16 protein-coding genes are annotated in these 17,192 nt (G+C 64.5%); 3 read left to right on the forward strand and 13 right to left on the reverse strand.

From position 1 onward, the window contains the following. Positions 1 to 45: 45 nt before the first annotated feature. The 13 genes from NKJ11_RS00365 to NKJ11_RS00425 form a co-directional block, all read right to left on the reverse strand. A complete protein-coding gene (locus NKJ11_RS00365; protein ID WP_352792472.1) occupies positions 46 to 441 on the reverse strand; it encodes a RidA family protein in 396 nt (131 codons plus the stop codon). Positions 442 to 505: 64 nt separating this feature from the next. Next, the gene (locus tag NKJ11_RS00370; protein WP_352792473.1) at positions 506 to 1,654 is read right to left on the reverse strand and encodes an acyl-CoA dehydrogenase family protein; all 1,149 of its coding nucleotides are present in this window, start codon (positions 1,652 to 1,654) and stop codon (positions 506 to 508) included. Positions 1,655 to 1,864: 210 nt separating this feature from the next. Further along, complete coding sequence (locus NKJ11_RS00375; RefSeq protein ID WP_023811476.1) at positions 1,865 to 2,677, reverse strand: enoyl-CoA hydratase family protein; 813 nt, start codon at positions 2,675 to 2,677, stop codon at positions 1,865 to 1,867. Continuing rightward, positions 2,674 to 3,144 carry a MarR family winged helix-turn-helix transcriptional regulator gene (locus NKJ11_RS00380; RefSeq protein WP_023811475.1) on the reverse strand — a complete coding sequence of 157 codons (471 nt, stop codon included), beginning with the start codon at positions 3,142 to 3,144 and terminating at the stop codon, positions 2,674 to 2,676. Before NKJ11_RS00380 ends, NKJ11_RS00375 begins: the two co-directional genes overlap by 4 nt. Further along, entirely contained in the window at positions 3,138 to 3,896 is a 759-nt protein-coding gene (locus tag NKJ11_RS00385) for an SDR family NAD(P)-dependent oxidoreductase (RefSeq protein ID WP_352792475.1), read from the reverse strand. The genes NKJ11_RS00380 and NKJ11_RS00385 overlap by 7 nt, the downstream gene beginning before the upstream one ends. A 196-nt stretch (positions 3,897 to 4,092) precedes the next feature. Then, entirely contained in the window at positions 4,093 to 6,387 is a 2,295-nt protein-coding gene (locus tag NKJ11_RS00390; protein ID WP_352631101.1) for a bifunctional salicylyl-CoA 5-hydroxylase/oxidoreductase, read from the reverse strand. A gap of 141 nt (positions 6,388 to 6,528) precedes the next feature. Continuing rightward, positions 6,529 to 7,128, reverse strand: coding sequence for a VOC family protein (locus NKJ11_RS00395; RefSeq protein WP_352792476.1), 600 nt, complete (start codon positions 7,126 to 7,128; stop codon positions 6,529 to 6,531). Between the two features lie 78 nt (positions 7,129 to 7,206). After that, entirely contained in the window at positions 7,207 to 8,043 is an 837-nt protein-coding gene (locus NKJ11_RS00400) for an ATP-binding cassette domain-containing protein (RefSeq protein WP_352631105.1), read from the reverse strand. Continuing rightward, positions 8,036 to 8,914: an ABC transporter ATP-binding protein gene (locus tag NKJ11_RS00405; protein ID WP_352631107.1), complete on the reverse strand. Its 879-nt coding sequence runs from the start codon at positions 8,912 to 8,914 to the stop codon at positions 8,036 to 8,038. Before NKJ11_RS00405 ends, NKJ11_RS00400 begins: the two co-directional genes overlap by 8 nt. Continuing rightward, positions 8,911 to 9,759: an ABC transporter permease gene (locus NKJ11_RS00410; protein WP_352631109.1), complete on the reverse strand. Its 849-nt coding sequence runs from the start codon at positions 9,757 to 9,759 to the stop codon at positions 8,911 to 8,913. Before NKJ11_RS00410 ends, NKJ11_RS00405 begins: the two co-directional genes overlap by 4 nt. Continuing rightward, complete coding sequence (locus NKJ11_RS00415) at positions 9,752 to 10,759, reverse strand: ABC transporter permease (protein WP_352631111.1); 1,008 nt, start codon at positions 10,757 to 10,759, stop codon at positions 9,752 to 9,754. Before NKJ11_RS00415 ends, NKJ11_RS00410 begins: the two co-directional genes overlap by 8 nt. 219 nt (positions 10,760 to 10,978) lie before the next feature. Beyond that, a complete protein-coding gene (locus NKJ11_RS00420) occupies positions 10,979 to 12,508 on the reverse strand; it encodes an ABC transporter substrate-binding protein (protein ID WP_352631113.1) in 1,530 nt (509 codons plus the stop codon). A 111-nt stretch (positions 12,509 to 12,619) separates the two neighbouring features. Then, on the reverse strand, positions 12,620 to 14,194 hold the full coding sequence (locus tag NKJ11_RS00425) for a phytoene desaturase family protein (RefSeq protein WP_352792477.1): 1,575 nt from the start codon (positions 14,192 to 14,194) through the stop codon (positions 12,620 to 12,622). A 119-nt stretch (positions 14,195 to 14,313) separates the two neighbouring features. On the opposite strand from NKJ11_RS00425, the gene NKJ11_RS00430 reads away from it, so the two are divergent. From NKJ11_RS00430 to NKJ11_RS00440, 3 genes are read left to right on the forward strand one after another with little or no spacing between them, the layout of a single operon-like run. Then, complete coding sequence (locus NKJ11_RS00430) at positions 14,314 to 15,105, forward strand: cyclase family protein (protein ID WP_023811466.1); 792 nt, start codon at positions 14,314 to 14,316, stop codon at positions 15,103 to 15,105. Between the two features lie 15 nt (positions 15,106 to 15,120). Then, positions 15,121 to 16,692: a phytoene desaturase family protein gene (locus tag NKJ11_RS00435; RefSeq protein ID WP_352792478.1), complete on the forward strand. Its 1,572-nt coding sequence runs from the start codon at positions 15,121 to 15,123 to the stop codon at positions 16,690 to 16,692. Beyond that, positions 16,692 to 17,174, forward strand: coding sequence for a MarR family winged helix-turn-helix transcriptional regulator (locus tag NKJ11_RS00440; protein ID WP_023811464.1), 483 nt, complete (start codon positions 16,692 to 16,694; stop codon positions 17,172 to 17,174). The genes NKJ11_RS00435 and NKJ11_RS00440 overlap by 1 nt, the downstream gene beginning before the upstream one ends. The last annotated feature ends 18 nt before the right edge of the window (positions 17,175 to 17,192 follow it).

Genomic DNA, 17,192 nt, shown 5'->3' on the forward strand with positions numbered 1-17,192 from the left:
GTGGATGACGAAGTAATGGGCGTTTACTCCGGACGAACGAATTCCCTATTCCGGAATAACGGCAGTCGCCTGGATCTCCACCTTGGCCCGGTCTTCGACCAGCGCCACCACCTGCATGGCGGCCATCGCCGGAAAATGCCGGCCGATGACCTCGCGATAGGCCTCGCCGATGCCCCTGAGGTTGGCTAGGTATTCGGCCTTGTCGGTAAAATACCAGGTCATCGAGGTGATGTGCTGCGGTCCGGCACCGGCCTCGGCCAGCACCGCCACGATGTTCTGAAGCGTTTGCCACACCTGGCCGACAAAATCGTCGGTCTCGAACTGGCATTGCCCGTTCCAGCCGACCTGTCCGCCGACGAAGACGAGCTGCCCGCGCGCGGCGACGCCATTGGCGTAGCCGACAGGTTTTGCCCAGCCTTCGGGCTGCAGAATCCTGTGCATCCAAAACCTCCCGGTATTCCAAAACCCAATTTTCAAAATCGAACGCTCGTCAAAATCTCTGCCGTCAGGCCGCGCCCATCACCTGCCGCGCGATCACCACCTTCTGCACGTCGGAGGCACCCTCGTAGATGCGCAGCGCGCGGATCTCGCGATACAGGCTTTCGATGATGTGGCCCTTGCGGACACCGTCGCCGCCATGCAGCTGCACAGCCTTGTCGATCACCTCTTGCGCCTTGTCGGTGGCAAACAGCTTGGCCATCGCCGCCTCGCGTGTGACCCGCGCGGCCCCCATGTCCTTGGTCCACGCAGCGCGGTAGACCAGAAGCGCCGCCGCATCGACGTCGAGCGCCATATCGGCGATATGCCCCTGCACCATCTGCAATTCGGCCATCGGGGCGCCGAACAGTTTGCGCTCCGCCACGCGTTTGATGCTCTCGTCCAGTGCGCGGCGGGCAAAGCCAAGCGCCGCCGCGCCGACGGTCGAACGGAACACGTCGAGCACCGACATGGCGATGCGGAAGCCATCGCCCGGTTTGCCGATCAGTGCGGCGGCTGGCAGGCGGACCTGGTCGAAAGACAGCCGCGCCAGCGGATGCGGCGCGATTACTTCCAGCCGTTCGGCGATGCCAAGGCCCCTGGCGTCGCCAGGCACGAGGAAGGCGGAAAGCCCCTTGGCGCCCGGCGCCTCGCCGGTGCGGGCAAAGACGACATAGAGGTCGGCGATGCCGCCATTGGAGATCCAGGTTTTTTCACCGGAAAGAACATAGCTGTCGCCGTCGCGGGTCGCCGTCATTTCCGTGTTGGCGACATCCGACCCCGAGCGCGGTTCCGACAGGGCGAAGGCTGATATCGCCTTGCCGGCACGTGTCTTCGAAAGCCATTGCTGTTGCTCCGGCGTACCGAACAGGCTGAGCGCGCCGGTGCCGAGCCCTTGCATGGCGAAGGCGAAATCGGCCAACCCGTCATGGCGGGCGAGTGTCTCGCGCGTGATGCACAAAGTGCGGACGTCGAGGGGGCCAGGATTGTCCGTGTCGAGCGCCGTCGGCTTCAGCCAGCCGTCTCGCCCGAGCTTGCTGACCAGCTCGCGGCAGGCGGCGTCGACATCATGGTGATCGACCGGCAGGTTTTTAGCGCACCATGCGTCGAGTTGTTCGGCCCACTCGCGATGGCGGTCTTCGAAGAACGGCCAGGAGAGGAAGGAGCGGTCAGGCATGGGTGCCTCCTTCCGCGCAGCGATCCTTCACACCCCCCTCTGCCCTGCCGGGCATCTCCCCCGCAAGGGGGGAGATCGGACGTTGTTTTGGCTTTCGCCAATCTCCAAAATTGCAGTATGGGCGCTGCCAACGAAACCGCTGATCTCCCCCCTTGCGGGGGAGATGCCCGGCAGGGCAGAGGGGGGTGCCTGGGCGCAAACCGCTCATCCTCAATCCCCCTCGAACACCGGCTTTTCCTTGGCCACGAACGCCTTGTAGGCGCGCTCGAAGTCGCGGGTCTGCATGCAGATCGCTTGCGCCTGCGCTTCCGCCTCGATCGCCTGGTCGAGACCCATCGACCATTCCTGGTTGAGCTGCGTCTTGGTGATGCCGTGCGCAAAGGTCGGGCCGGAGACGATGCGCGCCGCCATGTCGAGCGCGTCGGCCTCCAGCGAGGCGGCATCGACCAGCCGGTTGTAGAAACCCCAGCGTTCGCCTTCCGCCGCCGTCATGGTACGGCCGGTGTAGAGCAGTTCGGCGGCGCGGCCCTGGCCGATGATGCGCGGCAGGATCGCGCAGGCGCCCATGTCGCAGCCGGCGAGGCCGACGCGGGTGAACAGGAACGCGGTCTTGGCTTCCGGCGTGGCGATGCGGATATCGGAGCTCATCGCAATGATGGCACCGGCGCCGACCGCGACGCCGTCGACCGCCGCAATGATCGGCTTGCCGCAATTCAGCATCGCCTTGACGAAATCGCCGGTCATGCGGGTGAAGGCGAGAAGCTGCTTCATGTCCATCTTGACCAGCGGGCCGATGATGTCGTGGACATCGCCGCCGGAGCAGAAATTGCCGCCATTGGACAGGAACACCACGGCGTCGACGTCATCGGCATAGACCAGGTCGCGGAATGTGTCGCGGAGTTCCGCATAGCTGTCGAAGGTCAGCGGGTTCTTGCGCTCGGGCCGGTCGAGCCGGACCTTTGCGATCCTGCCCTCAACCTCCCAGAGGAAATGCTTCGGCTTGCGTCCGGCCATTGCGGTCATTCGCGTCCCTCCCAGTTGCTGCGGAACGAGGTCAGCATGCCGGTCAGCCGGCGCGCGTCGTCCTCGCTGACCTTGCCCAGCAATTCACCGATCCAGCCTTCATGCGCCGCGGCGATGGTGGCGAAGGCCTGCGTGCCTTCCTCGGTCAGCCGCACCATCGACGTGCGGCGGTCGCCATTGCGCCTCGCGCGGGCGACAAGTCCTTCCGAAACCAGCCGGTCGACGATGCCCGTGACATTGCCGTTGGAGACCAGCAGGAACCGCGACAGATCGCTCATCAGCATGCCTTCCGGCGCGCGATAGAGGGCGGCCATCACGTCGAAGCGCGGCAGCGTCGTGTTGAATTCCTTCTTCAGCCGCTCGCGCAGCTCGGCCTCGATCGTGCGCGAGGCGCGCAACAGCCTGATCCACAGCCGCAAGCGGTCCTTGCCGGGTCCCGACGGCGCGGGCAGGGGGCCGGCTACCATGTTTCGCCTCCTGAGATGGAAATCGCCTGTCCCGTTATCGACTGGGCGGCGTCGCCGCAGAGCCACAGCACGGCCGCGGCGACCTCATCCGGCTGGATGAAGCGGCCTTGCGGGTTGGTCGAGGCGAGGCTTGACCGCGCTTGCTCGACCGAGCGGCCGGTCTTCTCGATGATGCGCTGGATGGACTCTTCCAGCATTTCGGTTTCCACAAAGCCTGGGCACACGGCGTTGACGGTGACGCCCGATTTCACTGTTTCGGCGGCAAGAGCCCGCATCAGGCCGATGACGCCATGCTTGGCGGCGACGTAAGACGCGACGTAGGCGTAGCCTTTCAGGCCGGCGGTCGAGGCGATGAAAACAATTCGTCCCGTTTTCCGCGCGGCCATGCCGGCCAGCGCCGGCTTCACGGTCAGGAAGGCGCCGGTCAGATTGACGTCGAGCGTCCGCTGCCAGTCGCTGAGCGCGGTTTTGTGCGCCGGGGCGCTGCCGGCCATGCCGGCATTGGCGACGACGATGTCGAAGGGGCCACGCGCGGCTTGCGCCCTCTCGTAGAGCGCCGCCATTGCCGCCTCGTCGGTGACATCGGCGACAATGCCGAAGATGCGGTCGTTCTCGCCGGCCACCTCAGTGAGCTCCGCTTCCCGGCGGCCGCAGATGGTCACGTCGATGCCGGCAGCAGCCAGCGCCAGCGCAACGGCCCGGCCGACACCGGACCCACCGCCTGTGACCAGCGCATGCTTGCCCGCGATCATGCGCCAATCCTCGAAACTTGGCGCCAAGTGCCCCCACCCCTAACCCTCCCCACAAGGGGGAGGGAGAAGGCTACGACAGCGCCCATCCATTGCAAACTTCTGCGGTTCCAGAGCCGATTGCGACTTGGTCCCCTTCCCCCTTGTGGGGAGGGGCTAGGGGTGGGGGTATAGCGCTGACGTGGCAAATGAAAAACAATCATACTTTCAGCCCCGCTGCCGCGTCGCGCTCGGCCAGACGGTAGAGCTGGTCGCGCCCGGGCAGATAGGGATCTGGCCATTTGACACCGCGGTCGCCGAGCGTCACCGCCGCATGCAGCGTCCAGTAGGGATCGGCGAGATGCGGCCGTGCCAGCGCCACCAGATCGGCGCGGCCGGCCATCAGGATCGAGTTGACATGGTCCGGCTCGTAGATGTTGCCGACCGCCATGGTGGCCATGCCGACCTCGTTGCGGATGCGGTCGGAAAACGGCGTCTGGAACATGCGGCCATAGACCGGCTTCGCCAGTGCCGAGGTCTGGCCGGCCGAGACGTCGCAAATGTCGACGCCGGCCTCATGCAGCAGCCGGGCGATCTCGACCGCATCGGCTGGCGTCACACCTTCGATGCCGACCCAGTCATTGGCCGAAATGCGCATCGAGATCGGTTTTTCCGCCGGCCAGGCGGCGCGCACCGCGCGGAAGATTTCGAGGGGATAGCGCATGCGGTTCTCCAGCGAACCGCCATAGGCATCCGTGCGCCGGTTGGTGACCGGGGTGATGAAGGACGACAAGAGATAGCCGTGCGCGGCGTGGATCTCGAGCATGTCGAAGCCGCAGCGACCGGCCATTTCCGCCGAAGCCACGAATTCGTCACGCACCCGGTCCATGTCGGCACGGTCCATCGCCCTCGGCACCTGGTTCTCAGGCGACCAGGCAACGGCCGAGGCCGCCATGATAGGCCAGTTGCCGGAGGTCAGCGGCACGTCGGTGCCCTCCCAGCCAAGCCGGGTCGAGCCCTTGGCGCCGGAATGGCCGATCTGGGCGCAGATCTTCGCTTCGGTCTCGGTGTGGACGAAGTCGACCAGCCGCTTCCACGCCACCTCATGTTCGGGCGCGTAGAAACCGGGACAACCGGGCGTGATCCGCCCTTCCGGACTGACGCAGGTCATCTCGATATAGATGAGCCCGGCGCCGCCCTTGGCCCGCTCGGCATAGTGGGTGAAATGCCAGTCGGTCGGACAGCCGTCGACGGCCTTGTACTGCGCCATCGGCGAGACGACGACGCGGTTCTGCAGCCTCATGTCGCGCAGCTTGAACGGGGCGAACATCGGCGCGCGGCGCAGGCTGTTGCCGCCGGCGCCTGCCTGGCGCTGGAACCATTCTTCCGCGCTTTCAAGCCATTCGGCATCGCGCAGCCGCAAATTCTCGTGGCTGATGCGCTGCGAGCGGGTCAATAGCGAATAGTTGAACTGCACCGGATCGAGGCCGAGATAGCGCTCGACCTCCTCGAACCATTCCAGCGAATTGCGCGCCGCCGATTGCAGCTTCAGCACCTCGGTGCGGCGGGCATCCTCATATCTACGGAAGGCGGCGTCCAGGTCCGGCTCGGTTTCGACATATTCGGCCAGCGCCACAGCACTTTCCAGTGCCAGCTTGGTGCCGGAGCCGATCGAGAAATGCGCGGATGCCGCCGCATCGCCCATCAGTGCCAGATTCTTGTAGGACCAGCGCTCGCACAGCACGCGCGGAAAATTGATCCAGGCGGAACCACGGATGTGGTTGGCGTTGGTCATCAGCGCGTGGCCGCCGAGATGTTTTTCGAAGATCCGCTCACAAACGGCGATCGATTCCTGCTGCGACATCGCACCGAAGCCGAAGGCAGCCCAGGTCTGTTCGCTGCACTCGACGATGAACGTCGCGGTGTCGCTGTCGAACTGGTAGGCGTGCGCCCACACCCAGCCATGCTCGGTCTTCTCGAAGATGAAGGTGAAGGCGTCGTCGAACTTCTGGTTGGTGCCGAGCCAGACGAACTTGCATTTGCGGGTGTCGATGTCGGGCTTGAAGATGTCGACGAAACTGTTGCGCGCCCTGGAGTTCAGGCCGTCGGCCGCGACGACCAGATCATGCGTCGCCATGTAGGGCTTGGGATCTGCGATGTCGGTCTCGAACATCAGCTTGACGCCGAGTTCGCGCGCCCGGCGCTGCAGCAGGACCAGCAGCCGCTTGCGGCCGATGCCGCAGAAACCATGACCTGACGAGACCGTGCGCACGCCGTCATGGATGACGGCGATGTCGTCCCAGTAGGCAAAGTGCTTCTTGATCCAGACGGCGCTGACCGGGTCGTTTTTCGACAGATTGTCGAGCGTCTCGGCCGAAAGCACGACGCCCCAGCCGAACGTGTCGTCGGCGCGGTTGCGCTCGAACACCGTCACATCATGCGCGGCGTCCCTCAGCTTCATCGAAATGGCAAAGTAGAGGCCGGCTGGTCCGCCGCCGAGAACCGCAACCTTCATGTCTGCGATCTCCTCTTCGCTTGCTGGAGTTCAGTATCGCGCCGGCGACACGATATTTCAAGCTTAAAGTTTTATATCAAAACGATTGTCCTGACATGGCGAAAGCGCGCCTGCGTGTCATCGCGCAAGCGCGCTGCCGGATCACTTTTCCGGGCTCTTCGGGCTCCACAGCACCGTCTCGGCGCCCTTCTCGTAGGCCATACCCGACGGATAGCTGATCGCCTCCAGTTGCAGACCCCACGGCGCCTGGAAGTAGAGGATGGTCTGGCCGGCGGCGGGTCCTTCGTTGACCGGCAATGGTCCCATCCTTGTCTTGACGCCCTTGGCTTCGAGATAGGCCTTCGCGGCTGCGACATCGTCGACATAGAAGGCGATATGGAAGCCGCCAATGTCGCTGTTCTTCGGCGTCAGGGCCTTCTGGTCCGGTGCTGTGTATTTGAACAGCTCGATGTTCGAGCCATAACCGCAGCGGACCATGGTGACCTCTTCGATCACCGCCTTCGGGTCGACGCCCAGGAGATCCTGCATGAAGGTGCCCTTGTCGTCGGCGAACGGACCGAACGACATCGCCTTCTTGCAGCCGACCACTTCGGTGAAGAAGTCGACCGCTTGCTTCATGTCGGGAACGGTGATGCCGGTGTGGTCGTGGCCGCGCATGCCTGGGATCGAATCCGCCGAGGCCATGCCGGCGCTGCCGAGCATCGCGGCGGCCACCGTTGCAATTGCGATTGTGGTCTTCATGTCAGTCCTCTCCATTTGGCGGGACTTGGGTCTTTGTGGTCGCACGTCCGAGGCCCGCTCTTCGGCGTGCGTATGCATTCATGTCGGCGCCTTGGCGGCGGCGGGGATGTCCAGCCAGCCAGCATCGATCTCGGGCAGCGGAATGGCCGCGATGAGATCGCGCGTGTAGGCCTGCTGCGGCTTGTCGAACAAGGCGTCGGTGGCGCTCGCTTCGACGATCATGCCTTCGCGCATGACAATCACTTGCCGGCACAGCCGCCGAATAACAGACAGATCGTGGCTGATGAAAGCGACGGTCAGCCCCATCTCCGCCGCCAGCTTTTCCAGCAGGGTCAGGATCTGCGCTTGCGTCGATACGTCGAGGCCGGAGACGATCTCGTCGGCCAGCACGAATTTCGGCGACAGCGCCAGAGCGCGCGCAATGCCGACGCGCTGGCGCTGGCCGCCCGACAGTTCGTGGCGGTAGCGGCTGGCAAAACTCTGCGGCAGGCCGACACGCTGCAGCGCCTCGGCGACGCGTGCCTTCAGATTGTCGCCAAGGCCGTTCTGTTTCAGCGGCGCGGCGATGATGCTGGCAATGGTGCGGCGCGGGTTGAGCGACGACATCGGATCCTGGAAGATCATCTGCAGATTGCGGCGCAGCGGCCGCAGTTCGGCTTCCGGCAGATGGGTGATGTCGCGGCCGTCGAAAGTGATGCTGCCTGCGCTGGGTTGCAGCAGGCGTACCAAAGCGCGGCCGAGCGTTGATTTTCCCGATCCGGATTCGCCGACGATGCCGGTCACCGAGCCCTTGGGCAGGTCGAAGTCCAGGCCCTTCAGGATTTCGACCAATGGCGCGCGGCCGATCAGTGGCTTGCGCGTCATGTCGGGCAGCGCGACCTTCAGCCCGCGCACGGAGAACAGTGGCTCAGCCATGCGGCCGCCTCCAGGCTTGGTCGGCGGCAGCGATCTCCGAAGCAAGCCCGGCCAGAACCGCCTCGTCCACCGGCTTCAGCGAGGCGAAAGGATCGGTGTAGCGTGGCGTCGCCGCCATCAGCGCTCGTGTATAGGGGTGCTGCGGCGCGGCGAAGAGCGCTGCGGTCTCGGCCTCCTCCACCACCTTGCCGGCATAGAGCACCGATACCTTCTGGCTGATCTTGGCGACGACGCCGAGGTCATGGGTGACGAACAGGATCGCCGTGCCGTGCTCGCGCTGCAACTGCACGATCAGCCGCAGGATCTGTTTTTGTACGGTCACATCGAGAGCCGTGGTCGGCTCGTCGGCGACGATCAGCCTTGGCTCCGCGGCGAAGGCGGCGGCGATCAGCACGCGCTGGCGCATGCCGCCTGACAGTTCGTGCGGATAGCTTTTCAGCACACGGTCGGGATCGCGGATTTGCACCTCGTCCAGCAATTGCCGAATGCGGGTATCGGCCCTCTCGCCACTCCAGCCGAGGATGCGCACCAGCCGGTCAGTCATCTGCGAGCCGACGCGGCGCGACGGGTTAAGCGCTGTCAGCGGGTCCTGCGGGATCAGCGCCGTGCGTGCCCCGATCAGCGTGCGCCGTGCCTTGGGCGGAAGCTTGCCGAGGTCTTCGCCTTCAAGCCGCATGTCGCCTTCGACAATGCGCACACTCGAAGGCAGGACGCCGAGCACCGCCTTGCCGATCATCGTCTTGCCGGCGCCGCTTTCGCCGACCAGCGCGCGGACTTCACCGGGCTGGACCGCAAGCGACACCGATCGCAGCACGCGCTGGCCGTTGGGCAGCACCGCGCTCAGATCCCTGATGTCGAGACAGGCGCTCATCGCAGCACCGGATCGAAACGCGTCTTCAGCGCCTCGCCGAACTGGCTGAACGACAGCACGGTCAGGATCATCGTGATCAGCGGGAACACCAGCACCCACCAGGCCTGATGGATCGACAGCCGGCCCTCGGCGATGATGCCTCCCCAGGTCGGATCGTCGGTCGAGATCGACAGATTGACGAAGGACAGGATCGCCTCGACGATGACGGCGATGCCCATTTCTAGCGACAGCAATGCGACGATCGACGGCACCACATTGGGCAGCACTTCGCGCAGCATGATGCCGATGCGGCCGTAGCCGGCGATGCGGGCATTCTCGACATAGTCCATGCGCGACTGACCCATCGTCTCGGCACGGATCACCCGGCAAAAGCGCGTCCAGTCGATGATGGCGATGGCAAGGATGACGGAACTCAAGCCCGTGCCGAGCACCGCCACCAGCAATATGGCGAACAGCACCGGCGGAAACGCCATCCAAACATCGACGACGCGCGAGATGATGCGGTCGGCCCAACCGCCGAAATAGCCTGCGATCAGGCCCAGCGTCGAGCCGACCAGGCACGCAGCGATGGCTGCGGACAAGGCGACGATGAAGGCGATGCGGCCGCCGAAGATCAGCCTCGACAACAGATCGCGGCCGAGGCTGTCGGTGCCCAGCCAATAGCCGGGCTCAGCACCGCTCACCCAGAACGGTGGCAGTCGTTCCAGCATCAAATCCTGCGCCAGCGGATCCTGCGGCGCGACAAGCGGCGCGAAGATCGCGGCCAACAGCGCCAGCAGCAGCCAGCCGCCGGCCAGCCACAGGCGTGGCGACACACCTCGCCTTCGTGCGCGGCCCTCATCCATGGCGCAGCCTCGGATTGAGCAGCGCGTACATCATGTCGACGCTGAGGTTGATCAGCACGAACAGCAGCGCGAAGACCAGCACGATGCCCTGGATCAGCGGCAGGTCGCGGTTGATGACGGCGTCGATCGCCATATTGCCGAGGCCTTCATAGGAAAACAGCCGCTCGACGATGACGGTGCCGCCGATGAGGAAGGTGAACTGCACGCCGACCAGTGTCAGCGTCGGCAAAGCGGCATTCTTCAAGGCCTCGCGCAGGATGACCTGCGTTTCCGAGAACCCCTTCACCCGCGCCAGCACGACATAGTCGAGATCGAGCACTTCCTTCAGGGACTGTTTCAAGAGCTGCGAGATGATTGCCGCCAGCGGCAGCGCAAGCGCCACGGCCGGCATCAGCATGTGCTTCAGGAGATCCCAGGTGAGGTCGAGGCGCAGGCGCAACAGGCTCTCGAACAGATAGAATTGGGTGACGAAGGGCAAGTCGAGCTGCGGCGACACCCGGCCGGAAATGTCGAAGATCGGCACCAGCACGCCGAACAGCAGGATCAGCACCAGGCCCCACAGGAAATCGGGTATCGAGAGCGCGGCACCACTGGCGATGTCGATGCCGGCCTCGACCGCCGTGCCGCGCTCGCGTGCGCCGATGATCGCCGTGGTGCCGCCGAGCGTCACCGCCATCACAAGCGCGACGATGGCGAGTTCCAGCGTCGCCGGTAGCCGGTTGAAGACGAGGCCGAGCACATCTTGGCTGAGCGAGATCGAGGTGCCGAAATCGCCCCTGGCGACGCCCGAGAGCCAGATGAAGAATTGCTGGACGATGGTCTTGTCGAGCCCATAGAGCGCGCGCAGCCGGGCGATGTCGGCATCCGTCGCGCCCGGTGGCAGCATCATGGCGATCGGATCGCCGGGCGCGACGCGGATCACGACAAAGACGACGACGGCCACGCCGAACAGCGTGATCAGCATCGTCAGCAGACGGATCAGGAATCTTTGCAGGAGCATTCTGGCGTAGGCCTAATGCGTTTCAGTGACAGGTGGAACGAACAGCCCCCTCATCCGGCCGCTTCGCGGCCACCTTCTCCCCGAGGGGAGAAGAGGTCGACGACGGCTCAGCCAGTCTCTTCTCCCCAGCGGGGAGAAGGTGGCCCGAAGGGCCGGATGAGGGGCCTGCGTCGTTAAAGAAGACACGCCGTCTCGCGACAGCGTGCCCTCCCATATTGGTCAGGCCGGGGTCATCAGAGCCGGCAGCAGCGCGCCGGACACATGCTGCACCACATTGACGCCCTTGGCATGCACGATCGGTTGCGCATACTGGATCAGCGGCAGCACATAGGCCTGCTCGGCGATGTATTTGTCGACAGCCTTCCAGCCGGCGATGCGCTTGGCCTCGTCCTTTTCGCCCCACAGCGGATTGATCATGTCGATCAAATCCTGGCTGTCCCACACCGAATGCGGGCTCGGGCCGTACATGGCAAAGCCGGTCGAGGTGGTCGGATCGCCGATGGCATTGCCCCAATTATAGAAGGCCGCCGGCGCCAGCTTGTCGGCGGCGCGCAGTTCGTAGTGCTTGGCGATCTCGTAGACTTCGATCGTCGCCTCGATGCCAACCTTGCGCCACATGCCGACGATCGCCTGGATCATCTCATAGTCCTTGGGCTTGAAGCCCTTGGTCGTCTGGATGGTGAACTTGACCGGCTTTTCCGGCGAATAGCCGGAAGCGGCCAGCAATTCCTTGGCCTTTTCCGGATTGTGCTCGACCTTGATCGACGCGTCGTAGGATGCGTATTCCGGCGTTTCCAGCGTATCGATCGGCTGGCCGTAGCCGCGCAGCAGGCGATCGACCAGCAGCTTCTTGTCGACGGCCATCACGGCGGCCTGGCGGACGTTCTTGTCCAGCATCGCCTCGATGTCGTTGAAGAAGATCATGCCGATGTCGGAAACGTTCTTGCACGAGCCGGCCAGCCCGTCCTTGGCGATCAGCCGGTCATACTCCTCATAGGGGATTTCGAGCGTCACCTGCGAGGAGCCGGATTCGATCTCGGCGACGCGGCTTGCCGCATCGGCGACGAACTTGATCGTCACATTCTCGAAGGCCGGCTTGCCGCCCCAATAGTTCGGGTTTGCCTTGAGCCGCAGGAAGGCGTTGCGCTCGAACTTTTCCACCATGTAGGGGCCGGTGCCGATCGGCGCCTTCTCGAAACCTTCGGCGCCGACCTTTTCGTAGTAGGCTTTCGGCATGATGTAGCCGGTCAGGAACGACATCCATTTGAAATAGACCGGGTCGAACTGCACGACGTCGCCGGTGATCTTGTTGCCGTCGATCTTGAAATTGTTGACGTTCTTCCAGACGAACTGGATAGGGTTGCCGGTCTTTTCGTCGCCTGCCCGCTGCAGCGACCAGACGACGTCCTCGGCCGTGAACGGCGAGCCGTCATGCCAGGTCACGCCTTCGCGCACCGTCATCATGATCTTGGTGCGGTCGTCGTTCCAGCCCCATTCGGTGAGCAGGCCCGGCGCGAAGGACAAATCGGGCTTCTGCGGGATGAACTGGTCGAATACCGATTGGTAGAGACCCTGGATGGTCGGGTTGACGGCCGAAGGTCCAGTGGTCGGATCCCAGGACGGCAGGTTGACATTGTAGGCGATGGTCAGTTCGCCGGCAGCTGCCTTGGCGATCTGCGGCAGGCCGATGGCGGCCGCCCCGAGTGCCGCGGCGCTGTATCCCAGCAATTCACGTCTGTTGATTGTCATGGTCGTTCCCCTTGTTGGTTTTGTTTCTGCGCGCGGCGTCTTAGTTCATTGGTTCAGGCTTCTCGGGCAGCAGCGCCTTGCCCCTTGTAGCCTCACGGAAATCCTCGGCTCCTACCTCCCGCCAAGCTGTTGTGCGAGCATGAAGCCCGACGCAGCACCGGTGCCGGCGCCCGGCCATGTCGCGGCCCCGGTGAGGTGCAGATGCGCCACCGGCGTGTTGCAGCCGGCATAGCCGCGTGCCGGGCGGAATAAAAAGCTCTGCGCCAGATGATGGCTGCCGCAGACCTGGTCACCGCCGACGAGATTCGGATTCTCGCGTTCGAGGTCGATGGGCGAGAACACCGCCTGGCCAAGGATCTTGTTTCGCAGGCCGGGTGCGTAGGTCTGGATGATGTCGAGGACACGCTCGGCGTAGGCTTCCTTCACCTTGTCCCAATGGTCCGGTGCGATCTTGCCGGCGGCATCGCCCAGGATTTCGGCGGGCAGCATGCGCACCTGCACCCACAGCACATGCTTGCCTTCCGGCGCCCGCGACGGGTCGATCGCCGTCGGCTGGCCGACGACCAGCACCGGTTCGTCCGGCAGCATGCCCGCCATCGCCTGCTGATAGGTGCGCGACATGGCGTCGAGCGAGGGCGACAGATGCACATAGGCGAACTGCCGAAGCTCCGCTCCGGCACGCCAGTCCGGCAGATCGTCGAGCGCCAGATGGATCATCATCGTGCCCGGCGCATAGCGGAATTTCTGCATCGCCGTATCGAAGCCGGCGTCGCCCGAACCATTGGGAAGCAATCTGCCGGTCAGCGCCGTCGGCGCGACGCCGGCAATGACCGCTTTGGTGGCGGTATACGTCTCGCCCGAAGCGAGCCGGACGCCGGTCGCCTTGCCGGCGGAAACGGTGATCTCGGCCACTTCGGCGCCGGTGACAATCTTGCCGCCGGCGGAGGTCACCATGCCCGACAGGGCGCGGATGATGGTGTCGGCGCCGCCTTTGCCCAGCACCATGCCAAAGCTCTGGTTGGCCATTGATTCCAGATAGGGGAACACCGCACCCCCGGCGATGTCGGGCGCGAAGTCGAGATGCATGCCCCAGGTGGCGAGCGTTGCCCTGATATGCAGCGACTGGAAATTTTCCTCCAGCCAGGCGCGGGGCGAGGACAACAGCAGCCGGCCTGTATCGAGCGCCCCAGACATGCCCTTCTTGCGCCACAGGTTCCACGCGATGCCGGCAAGCGCGCGGGCGCTCATCGGCGAGCCCAGCAGCCGGAACAGATGTTCGGCCTCCGCCGGGAAGGCGGCGACCAGCCTGCGCCATGTCGTGGCGTCAGTGGCGGAGAAGGCGGCCATGCGCGCAGTGGTCTTTTCCATATCGTTGCTGACGCCGAACCAGCGTCCGTCCGGGAACGCGCTGGCAAAACAGTCGGCAACGGGCGCGAACTCCAGCCCCTGCGCTTTCAATTCATTTGCATATTTCCGGTGGAAGGCCGAGCCGGCGAACAGGCTCAGATTCATCGCGCCGAAATCGTGGCGGAAGCCGGGAAGGGTGAATTCGCGCGTCTGGACGGCGCCGCCGATCGCTGCGTTACGCTCGAAAATCCCGGTTTTCCAGCCTTTGAGCGCCAAATGCGCGGCGCATGCCAGACTGTTGTGGCCCGCCCCGACAAAGATGGCGTCGAACTCGCTCACGCCTCGTCCCCATTTCCTTTATGCTTAAAGATAATTGCAGATGCATATGTTTTCGTCTAGTAGGATATTAAGGGCCGAGACGAGCCTTGATCATCACACGAAAGAGGGAACTTCAGACCATGGACACGCAAAAACTCCTCGGCGAGGTCGCCGGCCAGCTTCTTTCAGGCGCCATCAAGGTGGTCGACCTGTCGGCGCCGCTCGGGCCGGACACGCCGTTGATCAAGCTGCCGCCGGAACTCGCCGTCGACACGCCGAAGGTCGAGATCCACAACATCTCCCGTTACGACAAGAACGGTCCGTGGTGGGCCTGGAACTGGCTGAAGCTCGGCGAGCATTCGGGCACACATTTCGATGCGCCGCAGCACTGGATCTCCGGCAAGGATTATCCGGACGGCGCCACCGACACCATTCCGGCGCAGAACTTCGTCGGCCCGGTCAATGTCATCGACTGTTCGAAGGAAGCCGCCGGCGACCCTGATTTCCTGCTCACCGTCGACCACATCAAGGCCTGGGAAGCCAAGCATGGCGCGATCAATGCCGGCGAATGGGTGGTGATGCGCACCGACTGGTACAAGCGCAACGGCTCGGAAGCCGAGTTCCTCAACGCCAACGAGACCGGCCCGCACACGCCCGGCCCGACGGCCGAAGCCATCCAGTTCCTGATCAGCAAGGACATCAAGGGCTGGGGCTCGGAGACGATCGGCACCGATGCCGGCAAAGCCGGTGGCATGGAGCCGCCATTCCCGGCGCACACGCTGATGCACAAAGCCAACCGCTATGGCCTCGCCAGCCTTTGCAACCTCGACCAGCTGCCGCCAAAGGGCGCCATCCTGATCGCGGCGCCGCTCAAGATCGAGCACGGCACCGGCAGCCCGATCCGCGCGCTGGCGCTGGTGTCGAAGGGCTAAGCGAAAGCGTTTGCCGTGACCCAGCCGGATCACATCATCGTCGGCAGCGGCATCAACGCGCTGGTCTGCGCGGCGGTGCTTGGCGGCAAAGGGGCGCGTGTGCTCGTCCTTGAGCGCAACGACCACATTGGCGGTTGCATGCGCACCGAGGAGATCACCGCGCCCGGCTTCATCCATGATGTGATGGCGACGACCTTCGTGCTGTTCATCACCTCGCCCGCCTTTGCGGCACTGGGCGCCGACCTTGCTCGGCACGGGCTGGAATTCTGCCACACCGGCACGCCGACCGGCGTGCTGCGGCCGGACGGCAGCCACGCCGTGCTGCGCACCGACCGCGCTGCCAACGTCGCGGCCCTCAATGCGATCGCGGCAGGCGACGGTGACCGGCACGCGGATGATGTCGGCGGCATCGAGCGCAATGCCGGCCTGCTGTTCGGCCTGCTCGGCGGCAGCTTGTGGTCCTATCCGACCGCCAGGCTGCTGGCCGGCGATGCCTGGCGCCGTGGCCCGCGTGGCCTTGCCGCCTTTCTCGGCGAGGCACTGGTGCCGGCGCGCGGCTGGCTGGAAAGCACCTACCAGTCCGAAACCATTCGCGCGCTGTGGGCGCCCTGGGTGCTGCATGCCGGGCTCGGCCCCGAAGACGCCTTTTCCGGCCAGATCGCCAGGGTTATCGCCTTCGCGCTTGAGGCGGCGGGCGCGCCGATCGTCAAGGGCGGGGCAAAAAACCTGCTGGCGGCCTTCGAGGCTTTGATCCGGGAACGCGGCGGCGACATCCGCACCGGCGCCGACGTCACTTCGATCGTTCAAAGCAATGGCCGGGCAAGCGGCGTGCGGCTGGCCTCGGGCGAGACAATCACGGCCAACAAGGGCGTCATCTGCTCGGTTACACCGACGCAGCTCTATGGCAGGCTGCTTGGCGCGGATGCACCCAAAGCCGATGTCGAGGCGACGCAAAAGTACCGTTATGGCAAAGGCAATTTCCAGATCCACTACGCCTTGGACAAACCGCCCGCATGGCGGGGCGAAGGCCTGGACAAGGTGGCGCTGCTGCATCTGACGCCGGGACTGGATGGCGTCTCGAAAGCCTGCAACGAGGCGGCGCGCGGCATGCTGCCGGAGGTGCCGACCATCTGTGCCGGCCAGCCGCATGCGCTCGATCCGTCGCGCTGCCCCGAAGGCAAGGCGATCCTGTGGCTGCAACTGCCCGAGGCGCCTCGCCACATCAAGGGTGACGCAGCCGGCAAGCTGCAGGCACCGGCAGACGGGCAGTGGACCGTTGCGCTACGCGAAGCCTATGCCGATCGCGCCGAGGCCATCCTCGCCGGCCATATCGAGGGCTTCAAGGCCAGCGTGATCGCGCGCCGTGCCTATTCGCCGGCCGATCTCGAGGCGATGAACATCAACCTGGTCGGTGGCGACCCCTATGGCGGTTCCTCGACCATCGACCAGTCGTTCCTGTGGCGGCCGTTCAAGAGCAGCCGCAACCATCAGACCGGCATCAAGGGCCTCTACCATATCGGCGCCTCGACCCACCCGGGGGCCGGCCTTGGCGGCGGTTCCGGCTTTCTCCTTGCGGGGAGGTTGTGATGGAAGAGAAGGTCACCGAGAAGCGCCAGCGCATTTCGACCCTGGGGCAGATCGGCCTGCAGCAATTCGCGCCCTATCTGATGAACCGCATCATGGGCCGCTACAACGCCACCTTGCGCGACGATTTCCGCAAGCAGGGCCTGACCATTCCGCAGGTGCGCACGCTGGCCGTGCTGTCGGTCACCGACGGCATCACCGTCAACGACCTCTCGGTCTATACGGTCATCGAGCAGTCGACCTTGAGCCGGACGCTCGACTCGCTGGAGGGCCAGGGCCTGGTACGACGCGAACAGGGCGTCACCGACAGCCGCATCCGCCACGTGTTCCTGACCGACGACGGCCGCGCCGAGTTCGCGCGCGCCTGGCCGGCCATGCATGACGCGTTCGAGGCGATGTTCGACGATATCGACGACGCCGAATATTCCGCACTTATCGCCACGCTTTTGAAGATGCTGAAGAACATTCGCAAGCACGACATCTAGACCTACGCGTCGCCAGCC

The sequence above is a fragment of the Mesorhizobium sp. M0243 genome, assembly GCF_040321775.1.
Lineage (GTDB): Bacteria > Pseudomonadota > Alphaproteobacteria > Rhizobiales > Rhizobiaceae > Mesorhizobium.